The sequence below is a fragment of the Ferrimonas pelagia genome (assembly GCF_039543565.1).
GTDB lineage: Bacteria > Pseudomonadota > Gammaproteobacteria > Enterobacterales > Shewanellaceae > Ferrimonas > Ferrimonas pelagia.
Map to the genome: position 1 here is coordinate 22,427 of NZ_BAABJZ010000093.1, position 23,059 is coordinate 45,485.

Annotated in this window: 20 protein-coding genes; 8 read left to right on the forward strand and 12 right to left on the reverse strand. The window is 56.7% G+C overall.

The window, feature by feature from the left end; translation table 11 throughout:
- Entirely contained in the window at positions 1 to 813 is an 813-nt protein-coding gene (mutM, locus tag ABEA08_RS15185) for a bifunctional DNA-formamidopyrimidine glycosylase/DNA-(apurinic or apyrimidinic site) lyase (protein WP_345336204.1), read from the forward strand.
- An 11-nt stretch (positions 814 to 824) separates the two neighbouring features.
- Here mutM and ABEA08_RS15190 read toward each other — a convergent pair whose 3' ends face one another.
- From ABEA08_RS15190 to ABEA08_RS15205, 4 genes are all read right to left on the reverse strand, one after another.
- Positions 825 to 1,364: a hypothetical protein gene (locus tag ABEA08_RS15190; protein ID WP_345336206.1), complete on the reverse strand. Its 540-nt coding sequence runs from the start codon at positions 1,362 to 1,364 to the stop codon at positions 825 to 827.
- Entirely contained in the window at positions 1,358 to 2,803 is a 1,446-nt protein-coding gene (locus tag ABEA08_RS15195; RefSeq protein ID WP_345336207.1) for a capsule assembly Wzi family protein, read from the reverse strand. The genes ABEA08_RS15190 and ABEA08_RS15195 overlap by 7 nt, the downstream gene beginning before the upstream one ends.
- A 136-nt stretch (positions 2,804 to 2,939) precedes the next feature.
- The gene (gene coaD / locus ABEA08_RS15200) at positions 2,940 to 3,422 is read right to left on the reverse strand and encodes a pantetheine-phosphate adenylyltransferase (RefSeq protein WP_345336208.1); all 483 of its coding nucleotides are present in this window, start codon (positions 3,420 to 3,422) and stop codon (positions 2,940 to 2,942) included.
- A gap of 77 nt (positions 3,423 to 3,499) precedes the next feature.
- Positions 3,500 to 4,582, reverse strand: coding sequence for a polysialyltransferase family glycosyltransferase (locus ABEA08_RS15205; protein ID WP_345336209.1), 1,083 nt, complete (start codon positions 4,580 to 4,582; stop codon positions 3,500 to 3,502).
- A gap of 177 nt (positions 4,583 to 4,759) precedes the next feature.
- Between ABEA08_RS15205 and ABEA08_RS15210 the strand changes: the two genes are divergently transcribed.
- From ABEA08_RS15210 to ABEA08_RS15220, 3 genes are all read left to right on the forward strand, one after another.
- Positions 4,760 to 6,406: a cytidylyltransferase domain-containing protein gene (locus tag ABEA08_RS15210; RefSeq protein WP_345336210.1), complete on the forward strand. Its 1,647-nt coding sequence runs from the start codon at positions 4,760 to 4,762 to the stop codon at positions 6,404 to 6,406.
- Positions 6,407 to 6,423: 17 nt separating this feature from the next.
- Complete coding sequence (locus tag ABEA08_RS15215; RefSeq protein WP_345336211.1) at positions 6,424 to 7,485, forward strand: N-acetylneuraminate synthase family protein; 1,062 nt, start codon at positions 6,424 to 6,426, stop codon at positions 7,483 to 7,485.
- Between the two features lie 166 nt (positions 7,486 to 7,651).
- Positions 7,652 to 8,563, forward strand: a complete 912-nt coding sequence (locus ABEA08_RS15220) for a glycosyltransferase family 2 protein (protein ID WP_345336212.1) — start codon at positions 7,652 to 7,654, stop codon at positions 8,561 to 8,563.
- A 55-nt stretch (positions 8,564 to 8,618) separates the two neighbouring features.
- Here ABEA08_RS15220 and ABEA08_RS15225 read toward each other — a convergent pair whose 3' ends face one another.
- The 6 genes from ABEA08_RS15225 to ABEA08_RS15250 all read right to left on the reverse strand — a co-directional run bounded on the left by ABEA08_RS15225 (position 8,619) and on the right by ABEA08_RS15250 (position 14,760).
- On the reverse strand, positions 8,619 to 9,497 hold the full coding sequence (locus ABEA08_RS15225; protein WP_345336213.1) for a hypothetical protein: 879 nt from the start codon (positions 9,495 to 9,497) through the stop codon (positions 8,619 to 8,621).
- Positions 9,498 to 9,522: 25 nt separating this feature from the next.
- Positions 9,523 to 10,188: a glycosyltransferase family protein gene (locus ABEA08_RS15230; RefSeq protein WP_345336214.1), complete on the reverse strand. Its 666-nt coding sequence runs from the start codon at positions 10,186 to 10,188 to the stop codon at positions 9,523 to 9,525.
- Between the two features lie 65 nt (positions 10,189 to 10,253).
- Positions 10,254 to 11,828 (reverse strand): capsular biosynthesis protein, encoded by a 1,575-nt coding sequence (locus tag ABEA08_RS15235; protein ID WP_345336215.1) that lies wholly within the window; start codon positions 11,826 to 11,828, stop codon positions 10,254 to 10,256.
- Complete coding sequence (locus ABEA08_RS15240; RefSeq protein ID WP_345336216.1) at positions 11,819 to 12,199, reverse strand: HAD-IIIC family phosphatase; 381 nt, start codon at positions 12,197 to 12,199, stop codon at positions 11,819 to 11,821. Before ABEA08_RS15240 ends, ABEA08_RS15235 begins: the two co-directional genes overlap by 10 nt.
- Before the next feature lie 219 nt (positions 12,200 to 12,418).
- Positions 12,419 to 13,417 (reverse strand): NAD-dependent epimerase, encoded by a 999-nt coding sequence (locus tag ABEA08_RS15245; protein ID WP_345336217.1) that lies wholly within the window; start codon positions 13,415 to 13,417, stop codon positions 12,419 to 12,421.
- A complete protein-coding gene (locus ABEA08_RS15250) occupies positions 13,417 to 14,760 on the reverse strand; it encodes a UDP-glucose dehydrogenase family protein (RefSeq protein ID WP_345336218.1) in 1,344 nt (447 codons plus the stop codon). The genes ABEA08_RS15245 and ABEA08_RS15250 overlap by 1 nt, the downstream gene beginning before the upstream one ends.
- A gap of 248 nt (positions 14,761 to 15,008) precedes the next feature.
- Between ABEA08_RS15250 and ABEA08_RS15255 the strand changes: the two genes are divergently transcribed.
- The gene (locus ABEA08_RS15255; RefSeq protein ID WP_345336219.1) at positions 15,009 to 15,725 is read left to right on the forward strand and encodes a 3-deoxy-D-manno-octulosonic acid kinase; all 717 of its coding nucleotides are present in this window, start codon (positions 15,009 to 15,011) and stop codon (positions 15,723 to 15,725) included.
- A gap of 94 nt (positions 15,726 to 15,819) precedes the next feature.
- Here the strand turns inward: ABEA08_RS15255 and waaA are convergent, their stop codons facing one another.
- A complete protein-coding gene (gene waaA / locus ABEA08_RS15260) occupies positions 15,820 to 17,085 on the reverse strand; it encodes a lipid IV(A) 3-deoxy-D-manno-octulosonic acid transferase (RefSeq protein WP_345336220.1) in 1,266 nt (421 codons plus the stop codon).
- Positions 17,086 to 17,223: 138 nt separating this feature from the next.
- On the opposite strand from waaA, the gene ABEA08_RS15265 reads away from it, so the two are divergent.
- From ABEA08_RS15265 to tdh, 3 genes are all read left to right on the forward strand, one after another.
- Entirely contained in the window at positions 17,224 to 17,877 is a 654-nt protein-coding gene (locus ABEA08_RS15265) for a TetR/AcrR family transcriptional regulator (RefSeq protein ID WP_345336221.1), read from the forward strand.
- 120 nt (positions 17,878 to 17,997) lie between these two features.
- On the forward strand, positions 17,998 to 19,194 hold the full coding sequence (locus ABEA08_RS15270) for a glycine C-acetyltransferase (RefSeq protein ID WP_345336222.1): 1,197 nt from the start codon (positions 17,998 to 18,000) through the stop codon (positions 19,192 to 19,194).
- A gap of 9 nt (positions 19,195 to 19,203) precedes the next feature.
- Positions 19,204 to 20,229 (forward strand): L-threonine 3-dehydrogenase, encoded by a 1,026-nt coding sequence (gene tdh, locus ABEA08_RS15275; RefSeq protein ID WP_345336223.1) that lies wholly within the window; start codon positions 19,204 to 19,206, stop codon positions 20,227 to 20,229.
- A gap of 164 nt (positions 20,230 to 20,393) precedes the next feature.
- On the opposite strand, the gene ABEA08_RS15280 is transcribed toward tdh, so the two are convergent.
- Positions 20,394 to 22,940: a glycoside hydrolase family 31 protein gene (locus ABEA08_RS15280; RefSeq protein ID WP_345336224.1), complete on the reverse strand. Its 2,547-nt coding sequence runs from the start codon at positions 22,938 to 22,940 to the stop codon at positions 20,394 to 20,396.
- Positions 22,941 to 23,059: the final 119 nt, after the last annotated feature.

The following is a 23,059-nucleotide window of genomic DNA, read 5'->3' on the forward strand; positions in this document are numbered from 1 at the left end:
ATGCCTGAGTTACCGGAAGTGGAAGTCACCTGCCGCGGGATCGCCCCGCACCTCGTCGGTCATCAGGTGTTGGCGGTGCGGGTGCGCAACCCGAATCTGCGTTGGCCGGTCAGTCCGCAGATCCAGCAATTGGTGGGGCAGACCATCCGTGCTGTAACTCGTCGTGCCAAGTATCTGCTGCTCGACACCGAGGCTGGCGTGTTAATCCTGCATCTGGGCATGTCGGGCAATCTGCGGGTGCTACATGACCCGCCGGCGCCTGCTAAGCACGATCATCTGGAGCTCGAGCTCGACAGCGGTGCGGTGTTGCGGCTGAACGATCCGCGCCGATTTGGCGCCGCGATCTGGTGGCAGTTACCGCTCGACGCTCAGCCATTGTTGGCCCATCTAGGGCCGGAGCCGCTGACGCTCGGGTTTAACGCTGAGGCATTCCAGGCTCGGTTGAAAGGCAAGACCACCGCCATTAAGACGGCGTTGATGGACAATAAGATCGTGGTCGGGGTGGGCAATATCTACGCCAATGAGGCGCTGTTTGCCGCGCGGATCCACCCTAAGACCGCGGCAGGCGCGCTCAGCCGTACCCGACTGGAGCGGTTGGTGCAGGAGGTGAAGCAGGTATTGAGTCGGGCGATCGAGCAGGGAGGCACCACCTTGAAAGACTTCACCCAGGCTGACGGTAAACCGGGCTACTTTGTGCAGCAACTGCATGTCTACGGCCGGGGAGGCGAGCCCTGCGTGGCGTGCGGTCAGGCGTTGACCGAGATCAAGCTTGGGCAGCGAGCGACCGTGTTCTGTCGCCGCTGCCAGAAATAATGTGTACAGCGTTAGAAGCGATACCGCAGTGTGGTGGAGCCCCACGCGAAGTCGTCACGCTTATAAGGATCGTCAACCCAGTTGTTGCTGGTATCGGTACTGGTATAGTTCAGCTCGGCCGAGAGGGACCAGTTAGGTGCAAGCCAGTAGTTCAGCCCGAAACCAAAACCATAGCCGTAGGCTGGCAGCTCGCGGTAGTAGCGGGCGACGCCGCCATAGAATGAGGCACTCCAGTGGTGGCTGAGGGCGTAGTCGAGCTCTGCGACGCGAAACATCAACAGATTTTCTGAGCGGCGCCAGCTGATGGGATCGCTGATCAAGGCTTCGACGCCAACACCGAGTCGCAACCGCTCGCTGATCTGGCGGTGTAGCTGTAATTGCACCGAGGGTCGGGCTTCAGTGTGGGTCGGGTATTCCCGGGTCGGATCGCGCTCTTTTTGCCAGACAGCAGACACGCCAGCACCGGCTTGAAAAAACCACTCTTCGTTGGCCCAGGCTGGGCGTGTGAAGCAGACGAGAAGGGTGGTGATAATGGTGATGTATTTTACCATCCTAGGCTGATCTCCAGTCGGGCAAAGTTATCGGAATGAACGGTCTGTCCGGCAAACAGACTCCAGCCCCAAGGGTGGCCCATCAACTTGCCGTAGTGGCTCAGCTCGATGTCTCGACCGACCTCATAGTCGCACATCGGCGTTTCTCGCCCATTGTAACGATTATCGACGCTACGATAGGCCAGCTCGTAACGCGAGCCAGCAGCGCGTTGGTAGCCGAGGCGGGCGGTGTGGATCTGGCTTCCGACGCTGTCCGGGCCGCCATTGCTGTTGTAGCATCGATCGTTGCCGGCCCAGTGGCCCATCACCACGCCGTTGTTGCTGTAGCCTTGGCGGAAGATGTGGTGGCTGTACCAGGCGTGGGCGTGCTCGGTAAACTCATACGTCAGTGACCAGTCAGGCCCCAGCAGCCACTGGGGCATAAATGGCAGGTGGATCCCTGCCGACACCGCCAAGTTGCCCAGTCGGGTGTTCTTCAGCTGTACCGTATCTTCACCGGCGTATTCGGCGTACAGCACAAATGGTACGGGGCCGCCAAAGTGCATCTTGGAGGTGAGCGAGGCGATCTGATTGTCGCTGGCATTGCCTTGTTGATCGGCGGTGGGGTTAAAAAAGGCCTGCCAGATCTCTTTGAGGCTGATCCCATCATCGCCACCGTTAAACTGAATGGTGCGGTTGGCTCCGATCACCCAGCCTGCGATGGGCTCAATGCTCATATGAAAGCCCGTTAAACCGGGACGGACATTGAGCCACTCGCCATCGATCCGGACTCCGTCCATGTGCTCAAGCCGGGTGAAAAAGATGTCGTATTTTAGGTTCCACCAGTTCTCTAACGGCATGGGGTTGGATAAGCCGACCGAAACCGAGGGCTGTGCATTGGTGGAATGGACCATGGCTGATTCGTGGAATGGTGATAGCCAATGTTCCCGGTAGCCAAAATCCAATTGAATGCTGTCATTGCCCACGGCCACGTAGCTGCCCACAGGGATCACTTCATTCTGGCTGTCATATGCTAACCCACCGACGTTCACCACCAGCCAATCGGCAGGCCGATATTGCCCTTGCGCTGTGACTCGATAGCTGGAGTTGAGTTGTTCTCCACGTGCGTTTGGCAGCAGTTTACCGTTGTCCGGATCGGTTGCGGCGGCGACGGTGACTTCGCTGTAAGTCAGTGCCAGTTTCTGCTCATAAGGGCTGAGTAGGCGATCCAACTCGTGATAGAGCGTTGGATGACTGTGTTCGATCAGGGGTAATTGTGCCCGTACCTGGCGCACATTGTAGGGCTTGGACAGTGAAGGCATCTGGGTGACGGTCGCCATTTGATGGATGCGACCATTGAGATACCTATCCTGCATTGAAATGAACGGAGAGGCGGCCCACAGTGGGCTACTCAGGCTCAACAGCAGCAGCGATCCAGCGAGCGTCTTGTTTGATGTCATGTCGTCGAGGTGATCTTTAGGGGGCGGAAACTTGGGGCAGATCTTATCACAGCCGTGCAAAGAAAATGCGGCTAGGCGCAGGGGGCGCGCGCCGGCTAACGGACTCAGTTTGCTATCACTGAGCCCGTGGTTCAGATCACTTACCGAGTTTTTGCTTCAGCGGGGATACGACCTCGGCAGGAATGAAGCCGGTGACATCGCCGTCGTGCAATGCCACTTCTTTGACCAAGGATGAGGAGATAAAGGCGTTCTCTTCTGCCGGCGTCAAGAACACGCTCTCGAGATCTGGGTGCAGACGTCGGTTCATGTTTGCCAGCTGGAACTCATATTCAAAGTCGGAGACCGCACGCAAGCCGCGCACCAGAACGCGGGCATTGTGGGTTTTCGCGAAATCGACCAATAATCCGGAGAAACCGACCACTTGAACGTTGCCGATCGACTGAGTGATCTGCTCGATCAGGGCCACGCGTTCCTCAAGTGAGAACAGCGGCTTTTTACTCGGGCTGGCAGCGACGCCAACAATCACGGTGTCAAACATGCGGCTGGCCCGAATGATCAAATCAAGATGGCCATTGGTCAGTGGGTCAAAGGTGCCAGGGTAGATTGCGCGTTGTTTCATGTCGATACCGGTCGTTCTTTATGGATAGTTCGAGCCATTGTGCCGGGGAATGGGCTCTCGGCACAATGGTTCAATCGTTAGGCATGGTATGGCTGGCCCGTTTTCAGCGTATGCTCCAGCGCTGTGCGCCAGAGTTGGCGATCGGTTCCCCACGCTTTGAGTGCAACGTCCAGATCGGCTTCAACCATTTTTAGGCGCTCACAATATTGCTCGAAGCCGATCCCGGCCGAGGATTTTATCGAGAGTAAGGTAGGCTTATCTTCGCAGCCGAGTATTGCGGCTTCCATCGGGATTCGCGCGGGCAGCATGCCTCCAGCACAGGGGAGATGCTGATATTCTTCTGGTTGCTCGGCCGGGTGGATCTTCAAGATCACGTGATATCCCATGGCATTAAGGTGCTCGGTCAAGATCTCGTATAACTTGACCTTGTTGCCCTCATTACCTGGCATCCAGCGCTCCATCGGCTGGGTCAGCAGAATAATGGTGTTGTCGGCATGACTTAGCGCGCCGTTGATGCGAAACAGCCCGAGCAGATTGGTGCGATGGGCTTCGGCATTCAGAAAGTCGATATTGACGGCTTTGTGTTGAACAATGCTGGGCACCCGGTGAGGCTGAACCGCGAAGATCCGCTGACAACGATGGCTTTCTCCAAACACTCGGTTGTCTGGAAGTCCCATCAGGCGACGCGGCAGCGTTTTAATGGCTGGTAGCTTAAATTCAATGTAGTTGCCCTCGCCATCTTCGATGATGTCGAACTGCTCAACCAGTTTGTTGAAGAGCCGCGAGATCGGATTGCGCTCATTAAATACCACCATGGATTTGTCGTGATCGTGCAGCAGTGCCTCGCTCAGTGACGGGCTATAGCTGGCGAGAAAACGGATAAATCGCTGCTGCTGCCCCTCTGTGGCAGGCGTGTCTCGGTAGGTACTCAGCCGGTACAATAACCCCCATGGTTGCTTGGCCAATTCGGCTTTACTCTGACGCCATGGGATCAGATGAAAGTGTACGTGCGAGGGCAGTACCGATGGATCCCAATTGGCTCGATCGGCTTCAATGTTGCGGGAAAAAAACACAACGTGTGTTTGCTGCTGCGGGCGGGATAAACCGCGCATGACGGCAAACAGCATATGGCGTGGAGTGGTGCAGATGTAATAGTCCACAGGGCCTCTGAGACGGTTGGCTAAGCGTACAAGGGAGGCAATGTAGCGTATGGTCGGCGCAGGGTAAACTTTCTAGAACTCGGCGGCGGCCTTATTCTGACAAAGCGATGGTGTCACTCACTCCTTTCCGTGGCGCGAAATGATATGATCGCCGGATTGACGGATTAGGCAGATATCATGACTGAACGCGTAAACTGCATTGCGATTATTCCCGCCCGTGGTGGCTCTAAGGGGATCCCTCGCAAGAATTTGCGGCCATTGGCCGGTAAACCAATGATCTCTTATAGCATTGAAGCTTGCTTGCAGGCTGGTAACGTCGATCGGGTCGTGGTGTCCACCGATGACGACGAGATCGCCCTGATTGCTGAGCGCTTCGGTGCGGATGTGGTGATGCGGCCGGATGAGTTGGCCAACGATGTGGCAACGCTGGATCCGGTTATCGATGATGCGGTCGCTCGTGCCGAGCTGCGCTTTAACGAGCAATATGGCACCGTCGTAACGGTGCAGCCCACGTCGCCTTTGGTGCGGGCTGTTGATGTCGAAGCGGTAGTGGCCCGATTGGGGCAAACCGGTGCGGATACGGTGATGACCGTCGTGGACGATCGCCACCTATGCTGGACGGTGAAAGACGGCCATAGTGTCCCTGCTTACCATGCTCGGGTGAACCGGCAGCAACTGCCCGCCAACTTTCGTGAAACCGGTGCTGTTGTTGCCTGCACCCGGGCACAGTGTGCCACGGGGACGCGGATCGGCGCTTCAGTCGAGTTGCAAGAGGTGCCACACGAGCGCAGCTTCGACATTGATAACTACGCCGATCTGTACCTGTGTGAGGCAATGCTCAGCCGTCGTACCATAGTGTTCGCAGTGGTGGGTTACGCGGAAGTCGGTTTAGGCCATGCCTTCCGAACGGTCATGCTGGCCAATGAATTGGTTAAAGCGGACATTCGCTTTGTGTTGGAGGCGCGCAGTGATCTGGCCATTGATTACATTCGTCAGCACAACTATCCGGTGGAGATCTGTCCTGACGGAGAGTTAGTGGAGCGGATCGCCACGTTTTCACCTGATCTTGTGATCAACGACCTGCTCGATACCAGTGAAACCTACATGGCCGGATTGAAGGCTATGGGCTGTAAGATCGTGAATTTTGAAGATGTTGCTCCAGCGAGTCGCCATGCAGATCTGGTGGTGAATGCTCTGTATCCACAACAGTTACCGTCGAAGCAGGTGCTGACGGGGGCCCGATACTTTTGTTTGCGCGATGAGTTTATCTACCTTCCGGAACGTCAACAGAGCGGCGAGATCCGCCGTGTTCTGTTAACGTTCGGTGGGGTGGATGAGGGCGATCTGAGCTGTCGTACCTTGTCCCTGATCGCCGATGAGTGCGCTCTGCGCAACATTGCCATCGATATTGTCGTTGGTCCGGGTTACCCGCACACCGCCAATCTCCAGCAAGTGATTGATGCGTGCCAAGCTTCGGTTGAGTTGATCAGCAAGACCAAGCGGATCTCGGATTATATGGCACGGGCCGATATGGCCATTACCTCCGGCGGGCGGACAGTCTTGGAGTTAGCGGCGGTTGGGTTGCCGACTCTGGTGATCTGCCAGAATCAACGGGAGACCACTCACACCTTTGCTTCCAGTGAAAATGGCATCATTAACCTGGGCTACCGTGGAGAGGTGAGTGATGAGCAAATTCACCAGACGTTTGTGCGCATTGTGGATGACGCACACCTGCGTACCACCATGCTGGACAAGGTAGCAGAATTGGATTTAACCAAAGGCAAAGACAGAGTGATCCGAGCGATCACTGCACTGTTGCCTTGATTGGATAGGATAAGCAGATGAAAAATGAAATGAAGATCGGCGATGCGCTGGTAAGCAACCCACTTAAGCCGTATGTCATTGCCGAGATCGGTGTGAACCATGAAGGCGATATGGCATTGGCTAAACGCTTGATCCGCGAGGCGGCAGAAGGCGGCGCACATGCGGCCAAGTTCCAGTCGTACAAGGCGGGCAAGATCGCGTCTAAGAATAGCCCAGCGTATTGGGATCAAAGCAAAGAGCCTACCGACAGCCAGTACAAACTATTCCAAAAGTACGACGGCTTTGGCGAGGCAGAATACCGAGAGCTGGCGGCCTACTGTCAGGAGGTTGGCATTGAGTTTATGTCGACGCCATTTGATCTGGAAGCGGTCGACTTTCTCAAACATCTCATGCCAGCATTTAAGATCGCCTCTGCTGACATCACCAATGTTCCGCTGATCCGCAAGTGTGCGGCGGCCGGCAAGCCGCTTATCATGTCGACCGGTGCGGCGACCTTGGCTGAGATCGAGTTTGCCCTGCAAACCGCCCGCAACGCGGGGGCGAAAGAGATCGCTCTGCTGCACTGTGTGCTGAATTATCCTACGCCGGAAGAGAATGCCCAACTGGGCATGATCAAGGTTTTGGCTCGGACCTTCCCAGATGTGGTGATCGGTTACTCTGATCATGTGTGTCCGGATGAGACCATTAGTGCACTGGAGTCCGCGATGTTGCTGGGCGCCGTGGTACTGGAAAAGCATTTTACTCACGATAAGTCACTGCCGGGCAACGACCACTATCACGCCATGAATGCGCAAGATCTGAAGCGCTTTATGACCAAAGCAGAAACCTATCACCGACTGATCGCTTCCGAAGGTAAGGCTCTGGAAAAAGAGGCGGCGGCGCGTCAGCATGCGCGTCGTAGCATTGTCGCTGCGCGTGATCTGAAGCGGGGCGAGATACTGACCGAAGAGATGCTGATCGCCAAGCGACCGGGCCATGGTATTTCGCCGATCCATTGGGACGATATCGTCGGCCAACGACTAACGCAAGACGTTGAAGAGGACGCCTTGCTATGTTGGCAGGACTTCGCGGCGGAGTGAGGCCAGTTTACAGGCGTAAACATGACATGTTTGCGCCTTGTTCATGCTCTAAGTGCGTTTCTGACTGTTGTCCGGTCGGGTAATTTTCAAAAGCATTCCCTGAGGGAGTAATCATCCCTGGGAAATGGTGTTGGCCGTATCTTCGGGTACGCGATGAGACAGTTTCATGCCGAAAAACACTGATGCCACGTTCACACGGATGGACGGGGTGAAGGAATATGCGTTACGTCTGGCGGCATCGGGTTGGATCCCGGGCCGTTGGTTTAATTCCGCCTTGCCCGAGAAAACGGCACTGCGTGCCGCTCAACGGCCGTTAACGCTGGAAGTGGTGAGCCATTGCTGGAAGTATTCTGAGTTTCAGTTATATCAGCTAAGTTCGCTGGTGAATCACGCCCCGACCCAGCTGAAGGTGATCCACACGGTGTTCTACAGTGACGAGGATGCCGATACGGTTCGCTTATTGGATTTCTTCCGTACTCAACAAGTGGCGAATGTGACCTGGAACTTTATTGCTCTGCCAAAAGAGCAGTTGTTCCGTCGGGCCATTGGTCGTAACCAGGCAGCCAAGCAAACCCAAGCGGATTGGATTTGGTTTACCGATTGCGATGTGGTGTTCCATGAGGGGGCCTTGGACACCTTGGCGACCCAACTTGAGGGGTGCCAAGAGTTTTTGGTGTATCCACAACAGATGTTAGCAACGGATCTGTTGCCAAAGGATGATCCGCTGATCGTTCAAGCGAAGGCCAATCCGACCGTGATGGAGTTGGATCTGACCCGCTTCTCGGTGCGGAAATTCAGCCGAGCGACTGGACCGATCCAGATCGCACATGGTGATGCGGCTCGCGCTTGCGGTTATTGCGATTCCTTAGCGGTCTATCAGAAGCCGATGACACGCTGGAGCAAGTGCTACGAAGATCGTGCCTTTCGTTGGTTGCTGGGGACGCAGGGGGTGCCGATCGAGGTACCGAATGTGTTGTTTATCCGCCATGCAGAGAAAGGGCGGTATCAGCAGGGCAGTCAGATCTCGGTGCTGCGTAAAACGATCCGCCGTATGAAGTCGGCGCTGTTTAATCGATAACGCAGAGCGCCATTTAATGAAAACCAGAGTCGAGATGACTCTGGTTTTTTTCGTACTACCGTCGCTTTTTTTGCGCTTTGTAGTGGGATAATTTGGCTTGATACGTGCTCATGTCAGCGACATCTTCCTCAAAGAGCATCTTGGCTCGATCGGCGATTTCATAGATCTCCCCACGCCAATAAAGCTGATCCAGGATCTTTTTCGGTGCAATGACATAGTGCTGTTGCCAAGCGTTAAAGACCGTCTTTTTATTGAAGAAATTGACCCGTTTACCCAAGAACAACTTGGCTAATGGCAACTTCCATCCCGCCAGATCAAATGACCAATGATAGAACAGATCCCGGTGAACGAGATCCATTGCTTCTGGCCGCGATAGGTAGCGTTGGCACAACTCACGCATGTGCATGGCATGGCTGGCGATGTAGAAGTCTGCGATCTGATGAGGAGAGTAGGTCACGGCCCAGGGCAAGATCACTTTGTTTGGGCTGGCAATCAGTGTTTTCTCAACAAATTGTGCCAGTTGATCCCAGTCGCTGTACTGATCGGTGCGCACCTTGATGACAACATCGCAGCCGCGCGCTTGTACGAGCTCTATCCCCTTCAAAAATGAATAGAACTGACGATACTTGTTGTTTGCACCAACGACGGCTTTTTTCGGGCGCAACTGGCGAGTTTCGTCTTTTAATAACAGGACGTTGTCCTGGCCGATCGATTGTTGCACCTGATTGATCAGCGATGTCTCTTCGTCGTCCCATGTGACGCAGATTATCTCGGCAAAGGTGCTTTTAAAGTCATTGAAGGTCTTGGCAATATTGTCTACACAGTTGAAGTTAGCGATATCGGATTCATCCAGCGCATTAAGCTTGATGCTGGATGTTCTGCCGGTACGGCCTTTGGAGCGCAAAGGGCCTTGAATGATGAGTCCAATTTTCATGAGAGTTCCTGAATCACACAGCCATTCAGGCGTATGGATCTTTAGCATGGAGATAGGCGGTGAACTCGGCGGGAACACCGCAGAAGATCACCTCGTCACGATGGATCTTGTGATAACGGATATCTTTGCCTTCCGCGATCAGCTGATTGTAGAGCGGCGCGATATAGAGCTCTTGTTTTTGCCATTGTGATATCGGTTTGGCGGCTTCCACGGCGAAGGCCTGAAGGAAGTCTTTGGCGTGAGCAAAGTGATAGAGGCCGGTGCTGCACAGATTAGATATGGGGTTTTTCTCTGCCGTCTCGATCACGCGATCGCTCGCATGATCCAGCGGCTTGGCATAGGACCAGTTGTCGCCTTCGCCCTCGAAGACTTCGAGATAGCCATCGCTGCACTCGGTAAGTTCTGGCAGGGCAAAACCAGGCCGGAAGGTATCAATATTAAAGATGGTTAAGGGCATTTGGGGATCGATCTCGGTGAGACCGAGCGCGACTGTTTCTGCCTGTCCTCGGGTCGCTTTATCCAGGGTGACGATCTGAAAGTCGGTGATGCCAAGCGCGTGACAGCGCCGTGCAACAAAGGCGGGCGTGTCGTGATCTGAGCGCACAATAAAAAGGAAAGACAGGTGGGTAAAATAGCGCTGAAAGCTGAGCAGGGCATGGTCAAACAATGGGCGACCATGGGCTTCCAGCATATATTTAGGCTGGGTGTATCCCGCTTTGAAAAAACGGGAGCTGAGTCCAGCCATCGGAATAACAATCATTTTTCAAGCGCTTCCATTAAGTCGTATAAGCGGTATGCGTTGCCGATAAAGCCCAGTTGACGGTCGGGTCTATCACTGTGTAGCGGCAGCATGGATAAGAAGAGCTGGATCTGCATGGCATAGAGTGCTCGGGGTGTGACACCGAATTGTTCGGAAACCATCTGACAGAACGACGCCATCACCTGCTCACGCACGCTGTTTTCGGTGATTGAAAACAGCAGCTCTTGTTGGTGCTGACTGGCGTTGAAGTAGCCGGCAATGATCACATCGTATAAGCCGATGATGGAGTGGGCCAGCTTGGCTAAGTCATAGAGGCTATTGCCGTGAATGCTTAGGTTGTTGTCGAGATCGAGACCGCGGGGATCGATCACCTTGATCGAACCGGTACGAAAATCGTACAAGATGTTACTAAAGCACAGATCACCATGCAGGACGTTATAGGCACGGTTATCCGCCGGCAGAGCAGACTCACTGGCCTGTGCCAGTTCATAAATGCTCAAGTGTTGTTGGCCGTTGACCCGCAGTGGCACTGCCAGATCGATGGTGGCACTGCGGCCATATTCCGCCAGTCTCTGGGCAGTTTTTTGGCCAAATAGCTGGCCCAGTGTCGGACCACTCTCAACCGGGAATTGTTGCGCGTGGTGGATAAATCGGCAACAAGCACGCAGGACGCGATCCCAAAATTTAGCGGGCAGCAAACTAAAGACATACAGCTCATTGAGTGCGGTTAAGTGCAGATATTCGATGCTGTAGGTAAAACGTTCATCGTGCTCGACGGCCTCTAATAATTGCGGTGTGTAGAGCCGCATGGGACCGGGCAGCGTCTGGTACCAGTGGGCTTCAGCGGCCAGCTTTTGCTTTTTAAGGCTGGATTTGGTCACCACCTGATCGCGGATCTGCATGTCATTGAAGGCACGCTGGGTGGTCATCTGGCTTTTGGACTGGTAGTAGGTATGACCGTGGCCAAAGTCATACCAGTCGTCGCAGGACTCCGGTATCAGAGGCAGTTCGGCGTGGTATCCGTTGATGCCTTGAATGAAGTCCCAGTTGGCCGAAACGATATGACGTACCAAGGATTTCGGCTCGGAGAAGCTGAAATAGCCATTGATGATCCAGTCGCTGGCGCAGCCGTTGTCGCTCTCGGACGGGCGCAATAGCCCGGTGCTGGGGTCGTAGCAGGTCCAGTTGTAGTTCTCTTCGACAGGGCTGATCCCGATCTTGTCACTGCCAGACGGCAGTTGTTCGAATAGGGTGTCGCCATGCAATAGAGTGAGTGTCTCTTTTGCATCAAATTCAAGTAGATTGAGCGCGTAGACGACCGACTCGCCCAACGACAGGTGTTCAGGAAGAAACAACAGCTCGATGCCGCGTTTTTGCAGGAAGGCTTGGTCGTAAGGGCCGGGTTGGAACTGCTGTGGCAGCGTCAGGACGATCCGCTCGCCTGCCGGGATCCGCTCGATCTGATGGTGAAACAGGCGACGGTTCCCTACCGGTAAAAAACTTGGGGGTAAGTGGCCAAACTCGGATTGCAGCTCCGAGGGGATGTAGGCTGCGGAGGTGATCAGATACATTCGGCTTCGTTCTTTAGCAGTTGCTCGATCTCGCTCGGGCTTAGGCGAGCAAACTCACTTGGACGAATGGCTTTATCATCTATATAAAAGCCTTCATGGCCACACCAAGGTTTGCCCACTAGGATCTCGTCGTAAGGGATCTGATGCTTATCCAGCCAGGCGGTAATGATCGGCAAGGTGTGGATGTTGATCTTGCCAACATTGCCTTCATAGGTGCGCATGTTGCGTGCAGTGGCAATGACGATCTCGAACCCATTGTCATGGTATTTCCTCAGCGCCTCGATGACATCCAGTCGCGGTAGGACATTGGCGTAATCTGAGGTATTGGCTTGGGTGAGAGTGCCGTCAAGATCGACGATCAGCCTTTTCATATGCGAGCAACCTTTGTGTTGGCGGTGTTGAGTCGGGAGTTGAACTATCTCTTGGATTTTAATTCATTTCAGCCCAGGCGAAACACCTTAAAGCGTCTATTGTGTGGGCGAACTGTCGATGTTTGGCAGATCATTGCGCCAAATGTAATCGTGAGTAAGACCCACGAGGGTGATTTGCAACACTCTCGCTATCGTTGCCCAGCATAATGGGGCGCCTTGCTATCGATAGAATTCCCGATACCAGTCGGCGAATTGCTGCAACCCTTGCGCCAGCGAGGTGTCCGGGCTGAAGCCGACGGCTTGCTGCAGGTTGTCGGTGTCGGCGTAGGTGGTGTAAACGTCGCCGGGCTGCATTGGCATCAGATTGAGTTTGGCTTTGGTACCCAGTGCCTGCTCCAGGGTCTGGATAAAGGTCAGTAGCTCAACCGGCTGGTGATTGCCGATATTGAACAGGGCGTAGGGTGCTTTGGACTGGTCTGGGCGATCACAGCGACGTTCAGGATCCGCCGTTGGCACGTTATCCATCACCCGCACCACGCCTTCGACGATGTCATCGATGTAGGTGAAGTCACGGCTGAGTTTGCCGTGGTTGTACACATCGATGGGCTCGCCGGCGAGGATCTTCTTGGTGAATTTAAACACCGCCATGTCGGGACGGCCCCAAGGGCCATAGACGGTGAAGAAGCGCAAACCGGTCACGGGCATGCCGTACAGGTGGCTGTAGGTGTGGGCCATCAGTTCATTGGACTTCTTGGTGGCCGCGTACAGGCTGATGGGATGATCGACCGCATCGGCTTCACTGAACGGGGTCTTCTCGTTCATGCCGTAGACCGAGGAGGAGCTGGCATACACCAGGTGCGGCACCTTGCTGTGGCGACAGCCCTCGAGGATGGTCATCATGCCGGCCAGGTTGCTATCGAGGTAGGCCATGGGGTTGTCGATCGAATAGCGCACCCCGGCTTGGGCGGCCAGGTGGACGACGCGGTCGAACTGGTGCTCGGTAAACAGCTGCGCCATGCCAGTGCGATCCGCTAGATCTTGCTCAACAAACTGGAACTGATCGCGCTGGGTCAGCTGCGCCAGGCGGGCCTGCTTAAGATTGACGTCGTAGTAGTCATTGAGGTTATCCAGGCCCACGACCTGATGCCCTTCGTCGAGAAGGCGTTGGCTGACGTAAAAGCCGATAAAGCCGGCGGCGCCGGTCACCAAAATGTTCATCATTGCTCCTGCTGAATGCTCATACCACGGCCGATCCCGTAGTAGCTAAAGCCTTTTTGGGCTAAGCGGGCTGGATCGTACAGGTTTCGGCCATCAACGATAACCGGGTGGTGCAATTCTTGTCGGATCAGATCAAAGTCCGGTGCGCGGAAGGCTTGCCATTCGGTGCAGATCACCAGCGCATCGGCGCCGCGCAAGGCGGCTTCTTTGGTGCCCATCAACGCCAGATCGTCGCGCTGGCCGAAGATCCGCTGAGTCTCTTCCATCGCCTCGGGATCGTACGCCTGCACCTTGGCGCCGGCTTGCCACAGGGCCTGCATCAGCACGCGACTGGGCGCTTCGCGCATGTCATCGGTGTTGGGTTTGAAGGCTAAGCCCCACAGGCAGATGGTTTTACCGGCCAGATCGCCGTCGAAGTGGTGCATCAAGTTACGGAACAGCACGGATTTTTGCTGTTCATTGACCTGCTCGACGGCTTTGAGGATGGTGGCGCTGTGCTCGATGTGATCGGCGGCTTGGATCAGCGCCTGCACGTCTTTGGGAAAGCAGGAGCCGCCATAGCCACAGCCGGGGTAGATAAAGTGGTAACCGATGCGGGGATCGGAGCCGATCCCGCGGCGCACCGATTCGATGTCGGCCCCCAGTTTCTCGGCCAGGTTGGCCATCTCATTCATAAAGGAGATCTTGGTGGCCAGCATGCAGTTGGCGGCGTATTTGGTCAGCTCGGCGCTGCGTACGTCCATCACCACGGTGCGATCCTGTTGCCGGTTGAAGGGCTCATACAGCTCGCGCATGGTGGCGATGGCGTCGGGGTTGTCGCTGCCGATGACGATGCGGTCGGGGCGCATACAGTCGCTGATGGCGGCGCCCTCTTTGAGAAATTCCGGGTTGGAGACCACCTGAAAGTCGAGCTCACTGTCGCGCTGCTGCAGCACCTTGCCGATCTGAGCCCTGACCTTATCGGCGGTCCCGACCGGCACCGTGGACTTATTGACCACCACTTTTGCCGCGTTCATGTGTTGGGCGATGGTGCTGGCCACCGCAAGCACGTATTTGAGATCGGCACTGCCGTCTTCATCCGGCGGCGTGCCCACGGCGATGAATATCACCTGGCCATGCTCGACGCCCTGCTGGGCATCGGTGCTGAAGTGCAACCGTCCTGCGGCATGATTTTGGGTGACCATCGGCTCCAGGCCTGGCTCGTAGATGGGGATCTGGCCCCGCTCCAGCGCCGCGATCTTGTCGCGGTCGACGTCGATGCAGCAGACCTCGTGGCCAAATTCTGCCATCACCGCGGCCTGCACCAAACCAACATAGCCAATACCAAAAACCGACACTTTCATGGTGGATCCCCTATTAAATACGGCCCTCAGAGGGCAAAACTTGGCGCAACAAGGGATGGGCTCAATGTTTGCACGTGCGAGCGGTGCTGCATGGCCCAACCGTCGTATTTTAGGATAGGTGGGATCTGCGTAGGTGGATGAAAAAGGGAGCGTTGACTGCGAATTTGGTGGCGCTGTCGGGGGTGGCATTGTCTTTATGACGGACTTTTTCTTAGAATGGCCGGCTCATTCCTGGGATCCTGAACATCATGAAAACCCTCAATCTGCCTCCTCATACGGTTTTGCTTGCCAGCGAGATCCCCTCCAGTGACTTTTCGGTCGGCACCTTTGAGCCGGATTGGTTGCGGCAGCAAGGGTGGCTAACGGGCAGCTCTGACAGCTCGGGGCGCAATCCGGCGTGGTTCTTTCAGCATCAGAATGGCGAGTGCGTGTTGCGTCACTATTGGCGTGGCGGGTTGCCGGGCAAGGTGCTGCGCGACACCTACTTGTACACGGGACTGGAGCGCAGTCGGCCTTATCGAGAATTTGCCCTGATGGAGTGGATGTGGCAGCAGGGATTGCCGGTGGCGCAGCCGGTGGCGGCGCGGCTGACCCGAACCTTGTTGCGTTATCGGGCCGATCTGATCACGCTGAAACTGCCGGACAGTCAGGATCTGGTGGGGGCGCTGCAACGATCGCCGTTGGGCAAGCGTGAATGGCGTAAGGTGGGGGCGATGATCGCCCGCTTTCATGATGCCGGGATCTACCACGCCGATCTGAATGCACGCAATATCCTGCAAAGCCAGGAGAGCTACTTCTTGATCGACTTTGATCGGGGGGAGCGGCGTCAACCGCATAAAGGCTGGATGAAGGCCAACCTGGAGCGGCTTAAACGCTCCTTGCATAAGGAGCTTGGTCGCGTCGAGGGGTTGCACTGGGTGCCGGAGCGGGACTGGCCTGCGTTGATCGAAGGGTATATGGCCTAACAGAGCCGCCGAGCGCTAGCCTGGAGCCGAGCTCCTAGCCAACGGTTGGGTAAGCTCTGAGCTCCGAGTCCCTATGTCTCCGAGTACTGGGCCCCTAGTCGTTGCTTGTCAATAACGCCTCTGCGACGGTCAGTTGGCGTTGAGTGGCGCCGCGGTTGATCTCGACCACGCGCTGACCCTTTTTTCCCATCGCTTGGGCTTGGCTACGCAGTGACAGCAGGTGCTCGAGTTGCTCGGCCAGGTCGTCGCTGTTGCTGACCACGCTCATGCCACCGGCTTGCACCAGTGCGGCGCCGATCTCGGCGAAATTGAAGTGATGTGGCCCCATCAGCACCGGCTTGGCCAGGGCGGCGGGCTCCAATGGATTGTGACCGCCGCGCTCGATCAGGCTACCGCCGACAAAACAAGCATCGCTCATCCCGTACAGCGCCATCAGCTCGCCCATGGTATCGCCGATCAGCACTTGGATCTCGTCGCCGACGGTGTCGGACTGGCTGCGTCGCGCCGTTTGGAAGCCCGCCTGTTTGCTTAATTGAATGGCGGCCTCAAATTGCTCCGGATGGCGTGGCACCAACAGCAGGAGCAGATCCGGATGCATCTGTTGCAGTTGGCGATGGGCCGCTAAGGCCTGCTCAAACTCGCCCGGGTGGGTCGAGCCGGCGCACCACACCGCGCGCTCACCGAGCCACTGCCGGCGTTGGCTGGCGATATCCGAGGTTTGCGCAAGATCGACATCAAACTTGAGGCTGCCACACACGGTCAGCTTGGCGGGGTCTAGCCCCAAGGAGACCAGTCGTTCGCCATCCACTTCGTTTTGCATCGCCACGGCGCTCAGTTGGGTCAGCATCGGCTGGATCAGCTTGGGAAAGCGGGCATAACCTTGAGCCGAGCGGGAGGACAAACGCGCATTGGTCAGCATGACCGGCGTCTCGTTTTGGTGGCAGGCGTGGATCAGGTTCGGCCAGAGTTCGGTTTCAACGAGGATCACCAGCTGAGGTCGCAGGGCTTTGACAAAGCGCTGGCAGATCACCGGCAGATCCAATGGCAGATAGCAGTGCTGTACGCTGTCTCCCAGGTGTTGCTTCACTTGGGCGGAGCCGCTGGGGGTGGTCGATGTGACGGTAATGGACTGGTGTGGAAAGCGCGCTTGGAGTGCCCTGATCAAGGGCAAAGCGGCGAGGGTTTCCCCCATGGAGGCGCAATGGATCACGATCCCACCCTGCTGGGCAGGGAAGTGTCGTCCGAGCCGCTCACCCAGGCGTTGACGGTAGGCCGGATCCTTGCGGCTACGCCACAACAGGTAGAGCAGGATAACCGGCAGCAAAAGGGTGACTAACAGGCTGTAGATAAAGCGGTTCATTAGGCTGGTTCCACGAGGTTTGGGCAGATAATAGGGAAGCGGGTGCAGGCTTTCAAATAAATGCTGGGGAGTGCTACCCTAACCGCACATTCGTGCTAATTAACTTGTGCCCAGCATAGGGCTGTGGTGGTCATAACAATGAAGACAAAAGATCGGATCATCGAAGCCAGTTGCGCTTTATTTAATTCACAGGGAGAGCGGGCGGTCACCACTAATCATATCGCCGCATATTTGGGGATAAGTCCAGGCAACCTGTACTACCACTTCCGCAATAAAGAGCAGATCATCCGTGCCATCTTCAGCTGGTACGAAGCCTATTTGGAAGAGGGCTTTGCGCCGGTTGATACCGACGATGCGCGCAGTTTGATGGAGCGCTACCTGGAAAAGCTGTTTAAAGGGATGTGGCAGTTTCGCTTTCTGTACGCCAGCCTAGCGGACATTCTGGCGCGGGATAAGGAGCTGCATAAACGTTATCTGGAGGCGCATGAGCGCAACCTGCAGCAGGCGTTAGAGACCACGCGGCACCTTAAGCGGCTGGGGATCCTCACTGTGGAAGATCAATACGAAAAGGCCTTTACCGAAGGCATGAAGATGATCGTAACCCACTGGATCAGTAATCTGTACATCAAGAACCTGGATGGCGAGATCACCGAGTCAATGGTGTACCAGGGCGTGTTGATGTTGTTGGAGCTGTTCAGCGGTTACATAGCGGAGCCGGCAAAGCCGATGTTCGAGGAGATCATGGCACACTATCGTGCCCTCGCACAGGGACAAGACAGTGTCAAATCATGAGTAGGCCCTGATTTATAGAGGGAATGGTGGGTTTCTGATGGATGAGCTGCAACTTCGTCGCCGGTCGGCTAGTATGACCGCCATTGTGACTTAATTGCCCTCGGTTTCTCAGGAGAACCCATGTCCACTTCTGCGTTTTATCAACAGATCCGCGACCAGATCGAACAGGTTAAAGCGGACGGCCTGTACAAGAGCGAGCGGGTGATCACCACCGCCCAGCAACCGGCCATCGCCGTTGCCAGCGGCGATCAGGTCATCAACTTCTGCGCCAACAACTACTTGGGCCTGGCCAATCATCCGGAGCTGATCGGCGCTGCGAAGGCAGGACTGGACGATCACGGCTTCGGCATGGCCTCGGTGCGCTTTATTTGTGGCACTCAGGACATCCACAAAGTGTTGGAGCAGAAGCTGTCTGACTTCCTGGGGATGGAAGACACCATTCTTTACTCCTCCTGCTTCGACGCCAACGCTGGCCTGTTCGAGACCCTGCTCAGCGCCGAAGACGCCATCATCTCCGATGCGCTCAACCACGCCTCCATCATCGACGGTGTGCGCCTGTGTAAAGCCAAACGCTTCCGCTACGCCAACAACGACATGGTGGAGCTGGAAAACTGCCTGAAGGCAGCGCAAGAGGCCGGTGCCCGCAATATCCTGATCGCCACCGACGGCGTGTTCTCCATGGATGGCGTGATCGCCAATCTGGAAGCCGTGTGCGACTTGGCCGATAAGTATGGCGCTCTGGTGATGGTGGATGACTCCCACGCGGTGGGCTTCGTTGGCGAAGACGGTCGCGGTACCCACGAGCACTGCAAGGTGATGGATCGCGTCGATATCATCACCGGTACCCTGGGCAAAGCCCTGGGCGGTGCTTCCGGTGGCTTCACTTCCGGTAAGAAAGAGGTGATCGACTGGTTGCGTCAGCGCTCCCGTCCTTACCTGTTCTCCAACTCGCTGGCGCCCGCCATTGTGTCCGCCTCCATCCGGGTGATCGACATGATGGCCGATGGCGCGGACTTGCGTGCCAAGCTGTGGGACAACGCCGAGCGTTTCCGCCGTGAAATGAGCGCCGCAGGCTTTACCCTAGCCGGTGCCGATCACGCCATCATCCCGGTGATGATCGGCGATGCTGCGTTGGCCGCCGAGTTTGCCGATCGCCTGCTGGCCGAAGGCATTTACGTGGTGGGCTTCTCCTTCCCTGTGGTACCCAAGGGCCAGGCGCGCATTCGTACCCAGATGTCCGCAGCGCACACACCCGAGCAGATGGATAAGGCGATCGAAGCCTTTATCCGTATCGGCAAAGACATGAAGATCATCTAAGGAGCGGTCATGAAAGCACTCTCTAAGCTGCATCCGGAGAAAGGGATCTGGATGGTGGATGTGCCGAAGCCTGAGATCGGCCACAACGACATCCTGATCAAGATCCGTAAGACCGCGATCTGCGGCACCGACATGCACATCTACAACTGGGACGAGTGGTCGCAAAAGACCATTCCGGTGCCCATGGTCGTGGGCCACGAATACGTCGGTGAAGTGGTGGCGATCGGTCAGGAAGTCAAAGGCTTTGCCATTGGCGATCGCGTCTCCGGTGAAGGTCACCTGGTGTGCGGCCACTGCCGTAACTGCCGCGGCGGCCGTACCCATCTGTGCCGCAACACCGTCGGCATTGGCGTCAACCGTCCCGGTTCGTTTGCCGAATATCTGGTGTTGCCGGCGTTCAACGCCTTTAAGATCCCCGATGACATCAGCGATGAGCTGGCCTCGGTGTTCGATCCGCTGGGCAACGCGGTGCACACTGCCCTCAGCTTCGACTTGGTCGGTGAAGATGTGTTGATCACCGGTGCCGGTCCGATTGGGATCATGGCCGCCGCCGTGGCCAAACACGTGGGCGCCCGCCATGTGGTGATCACCGACGTCAATGAATACCGGCTGGAGCTGGCGGCCAAGATGGGTGCGACCCGCACCGTCAACGTCGCCAACGAAAAGCTGACCGACGTGATGGCGGAGCTGGGCATGACCGAAGGCTTCGATGTCGGCCTGGAGATGTCGGGCGTACCGTCGGCCTTCAGCGACATGCTCACTGCGATGAACCACGGCGGTAAGATCGCCCTGCTGGGCATTCCGCCGGGGGACATGGGCATCGACTGGGATCAGGTCATTTTTAAAGGCTTGGTGATCAAAGGCATTTACGGCCGTGAGATGTTCGAGACCTGGTACAAGATGGCGTCCCTGCTGCAGTCCGGCTTGGATATCAGCCCGATCATCACCCACCAGTTCCCCATCGACGAGTTCCAACAGGGCTTCGAAGTGATGGGATCCGGCCAATCCGGCAAGGTGATCCTTAACTGGGATTGATTGACTGGTTGCTGATTACCGCCCTCCTCGGTTTTGCCGATGGAGGGCGTTGTTGTATCTGGGGCTGTTGTCTTTTGTCGACGGCTGGCACTGTATTGAGACAGAAACAAAAAACGGCCTCATGATAAGGCCGTTTCGCGTTTGGGTGGTTTACCGGGCGGGGCTTAGAGCTTAATGGTCTGCACCTTGCCGGTGTATGTCACGCTGCGATGGACTTTGCTGGCCTCTTCGATGCCAATGCCGGTGGTTTTATCCACCAGCACCAGGTTGAAGGTGCGCTGCTTGATCAGGCCGTCGAACGTGCCTTGACGCTCACCCAGGGTGAGGGTGCGCTTGCTGTCGTCCCACTGCAGATCGACGGTGGCAAAGGCGCCCTGTTGGTAGCCTAGGCCTTCGCCTTCATCCTCGTACAGCTGGAAGCTGCCATCGGCGCCTAGGTAGATCCGCAGCTCCCAGGCCGCATCCGGTTGATCGCCGGTGTGCTGCAGCTTGGGTCCCATCGGCAGGATGCTGCCGGCGCGGACAAACAGTGGCAGTTTGGCGATCGGCGCGTCGGCGCTGAGGGTCTGGCCGCCGTCATGGCGCTCACCGGTCCAGAAGTCCTGCCACTGGCTGCCTTCGGGCAGGTAGACGTCACGGGTCTTGGCCGCGTCTTTGACCGGCTCGGAGCCCGGCAGATAGTACATCGGCTCGATCACCGGGTTGACCATCAGAGCGGGGCCGTACAGGTACTGATCCTTCACGTCGTGGGTCTGACTGTCCTCGCGGAAATCAAACGCCAGCAGACGGCTGAAGGTGGCGTCCTGATGGTACACCTGGCCCGCCAGCGAGTAGGTGTACGGCAGCAAACGGTAGCGCAGATCCAGCATGTCCGTCAGGGCATCGTAGAATGGCGTGCCCGGCTCGCCGAAGCGCCAAACCTCACGCGGGGTGTCCGCGCCGTGGCTGCGCATGACCGGCAGGAATGCGGCCCATTGGAACATCCGGGTGTAGAGCTCGCGGTAGCCAAGATCGTCCACGCCTTCCGGGAACTTGGCATTCTCGTTGAACCAGGCGGTATCGGGTTTTACAAAATAGGCGCCGACATCCATGGTCCAGTAGGGCGAGCCGGTGACCGTAAAGTTCAGCCCCGAGGGGATCTGATCGGCGTACAGCTGCCAGTCGGCCGAGGTGTCGCCATTCCAGGTAATGGTGCCGTAGCGTTGCTGGCCCGGGTAGCCGGAGCGGGTCAGGTTGAGCATGCGGGTGCCTTTATCGCTGGCGAGGTGGTTGTCGTACATCCCTTGCGAGTGATGCAGCGAGTAGGTGTTGGCCCGCAGTTGACCCATGCCGCGATCCAGCGCCCGCAGGTTGCCTTTAAAGCGCTGCTCCGGCCCCTTGTCCTCATAGCGCCATTTCCAGTCCCAGTTGTTGGGCTCGGTGGAGTCACACCACCAGGCGTCGATCCCGTGTTTGCCAAGGCCATTGCTCAGGTATTGCCAGTAGAGATCCTGGGCTTCCGGGTTGTAGGCGTCGTAGGCGCCGCCGGTGAGTACCATGCCGCGCTGTTTAAAATCATCGGCTTGAGGGGAGCGGTTGGAGTTGGGCCAGATGGAGATCATAAGCCGGGCGTCCATGTCGTGGATATCCGCGACCATCTTGCTCGGATCCGGGAAGCGCTCCTGGTCAAAGCTAAAGGCACCCCATTGGCCATCTATCCAGTAGCGCCAGTCCTGGACGATCAGATCCAGCGGGATCTGACGTTCCCGGTATTCTTGGACGATGCCGACGAGCTCATCTTGGGTTTTGTAGCGCTGTTTCGATTGCACATAGCCAAAGCCGTAGCGCGGCAGCATCACCGCCTTACCGGTCAGGGTGCGGAGATCTTGAATGATGTCGTCAAACTCCGGGCCCTGAATAAAGTAGTAATCCAACTGGTTGGCCGCTTCGATCTGGACGAAGCTGCCCTCGGCGTCATCATGGAAGCGCATGCCCGAGCCGGCGTCAAACAGCAGGCCATAACCCTGGGTGGAGAGCAGCACCGGCATCATTACCTTGAGGTTGTGTTGATACAGGTACTGCATGGTGCCGCGCAGGTTCAGCACCCCCTCTTCGTGGGAGCCCAGGCCATACAGGGCCTCGCCCTCTTGCCACTGGAACTGCTGGCGCACCTGTAAAGCTTGGCCGACGGTCTGACTGCCTTTGATCTCGCTGATCTCCCGATCGCCATCAATGGTGCGTTCGACCCGGGACTTGCCGGTGATCGACTCGGTCAGTGGGATCGAGCGGATCCGGCGCGGATCCTGTTGGTTCTCCTGTAGTATTGGGCTGCCTTGGCCATCGAGGTAGGTTAAGGCGCCGGTGCGGCGATCGATCTGCACGGTCAGATCCGCCAGGCTCAGTGAAACCTGCGTTTTGGCTTGCTTGAGCGCTACTGGCAGTGCTGGCTCCTCCCGTGGCAGCATTACACCGGTGCCGTTATCCAGCCCTTCGCGCTCGGCGGCAAAGCGTACCCGCACCACACCCTCTTTGACGAAATGGACCCGCAGGAAGCCTTGCTCGGCTTGCAGGGTAACGCCATTGGCTTCCTTGAATACTTGGCTGATCGCACCGATCTGCTGCACCGGCGGCTCGGAGTAGGGGGTGAGGGCGGGCTCAGCCAGCGCGGTGGCGCTGCTTAGGGTGACGGCGACGGCCAGCGCCAATCGCAATGGACTCAATTGCTTTATCAACTTCGGTAACCTCTTGCTGTTGTTATCCGGCCAACTTAGCGTCTTTTGTTAGCGGTAACTGTGCGGATGCTTGTGAATGGCGATCATGGGGGCGGTGCGAGCAGAGAGTGTGAAGCTGG

Bases quoted from the DNA above. Each gene is read 5' to 3' on its own strand.
- mutM (WP_345336204.1), top strand. From the start codon at position 1: ATGCCTGAGTTACCGGAAGTGGAAGTCACCTGCCGCGGGATCGCCCCG.
- ABEA08_RS15190 (WP_345336206.1), bottom strand. From the start codon at position 1,364: ATGGTAAAATACATCACCATTATCACCACCCTTCTCGTCTGCTTCACA.
- ABEA08_RS15195 (WP_345336207.1), bottom strand. From the start codon at position 2,803: ATGACATCAAACAAGACGCTCGCTGGATCGCTGCTGCTGTTGAGCCTG.
- coaD (WP_345336208.1), bottom strand. From the start codon at position 3,422: ATGAAACAACGCGCAATCTACCCTGGCACCTTTGACCCACTGACCAAT.
- ABEA08_RS15210 (WP_345336210.1), top strand. From the start codon at position 4,760: ATGACTGAACGCGTAAACTGCATTGCGATTATTCCCGCCCGTGGTGGC.
- ABEA08_RS15215 (WP_345336211.1), top strand. From the start codon at position 6,424: ATGAAAAATGAAATGAAGATCGGCGATGCGCTGGTAAGCAACCCACTT.
- ABEA08_RS15220 (WP_345336212.1), top strand. From the start codon at position 7,652: ATGCCGAAAAACACTGATGCCACGTTCACACGGATGGACGGGGTGAAG.
- ABEA08_RS15225 (WP_345336213.1), bottom strand. From the start codon at position 9,497: ATGAAAATTGGACTCATCATTCAAGGCCCTTTGCGCTCCAAAGGCCGT.
- ABEA08_RS15230 (WP_345336214.1), bottom strand. From the start codon at position 10,188: ATGCTGGAAGCCCATGGTCGCCCATTGTTTGACCATGCCCTGCTCAGC.
- ABEA08_RS15235 (WP_345336215.1), bottom strand. From the start codon at position 11,828: ATGTATCTGATCACCTCCGCAGCCTACATCCCCTCGGAGCTGCAATCC.
- ABEA08_RS15240 (WP_345336216.1), bottom strand. From the start codon at position 12,199: ATGAAAAGGCTGATCGTCGATCTTGACGGCACTCTCACCCAAGCCAAT.
- ABEA08_RS15245 (WP_345336217.1), bottom strand. From the start codon at position 13,417: ATGAACATTTTGGTGACCGGCGCCGCCGGCTTTATCGGCTTTTACGTC.
- ABEA08_RS15250 (WP_345336218.1), bottom strand. From the start codon at position 14,760: ATGAAAGTGTCGGTTTTTGGTATTGGCTATGTTGGTTTGGTGCAGGCC.
- ABEA08_RS15255 (WP_345336219.1), top strand. From the start codon at position 15,009: ATGAAAACCCTCAATCTGCCTCCTCATACGGTTTTGCTTGCCAGCGAG.
- waaA (WP_345336220.1), bottom strand. From the start codon at position 17,085: ATGAACCGCTTTATCTACAGCCTGTTAGTCACCCTTTTGCTGCCGGTT.
- ABEA08_RS15265 (WP_345336221.1), top strand. From the start codon at position 17,224: ATGAAGACAAAAGATCGGATCATCGAAGCCAGTTGCGCTTTATTTAAT.
- ABEA08_RS15270 (WP_345336222.1), top strand. From the start codon at position 17,998: ATGTCCACTTCTGCGTTTTATCAACAGATCCGCGACCAGATCGAACAG.
- tdh (WP_345336223.1), top strand. From the start codon at position 19,204: ATGAAAGCACTCTCTAAGCTGCATCCGGAGAAAGGGATCTGGATGGTG.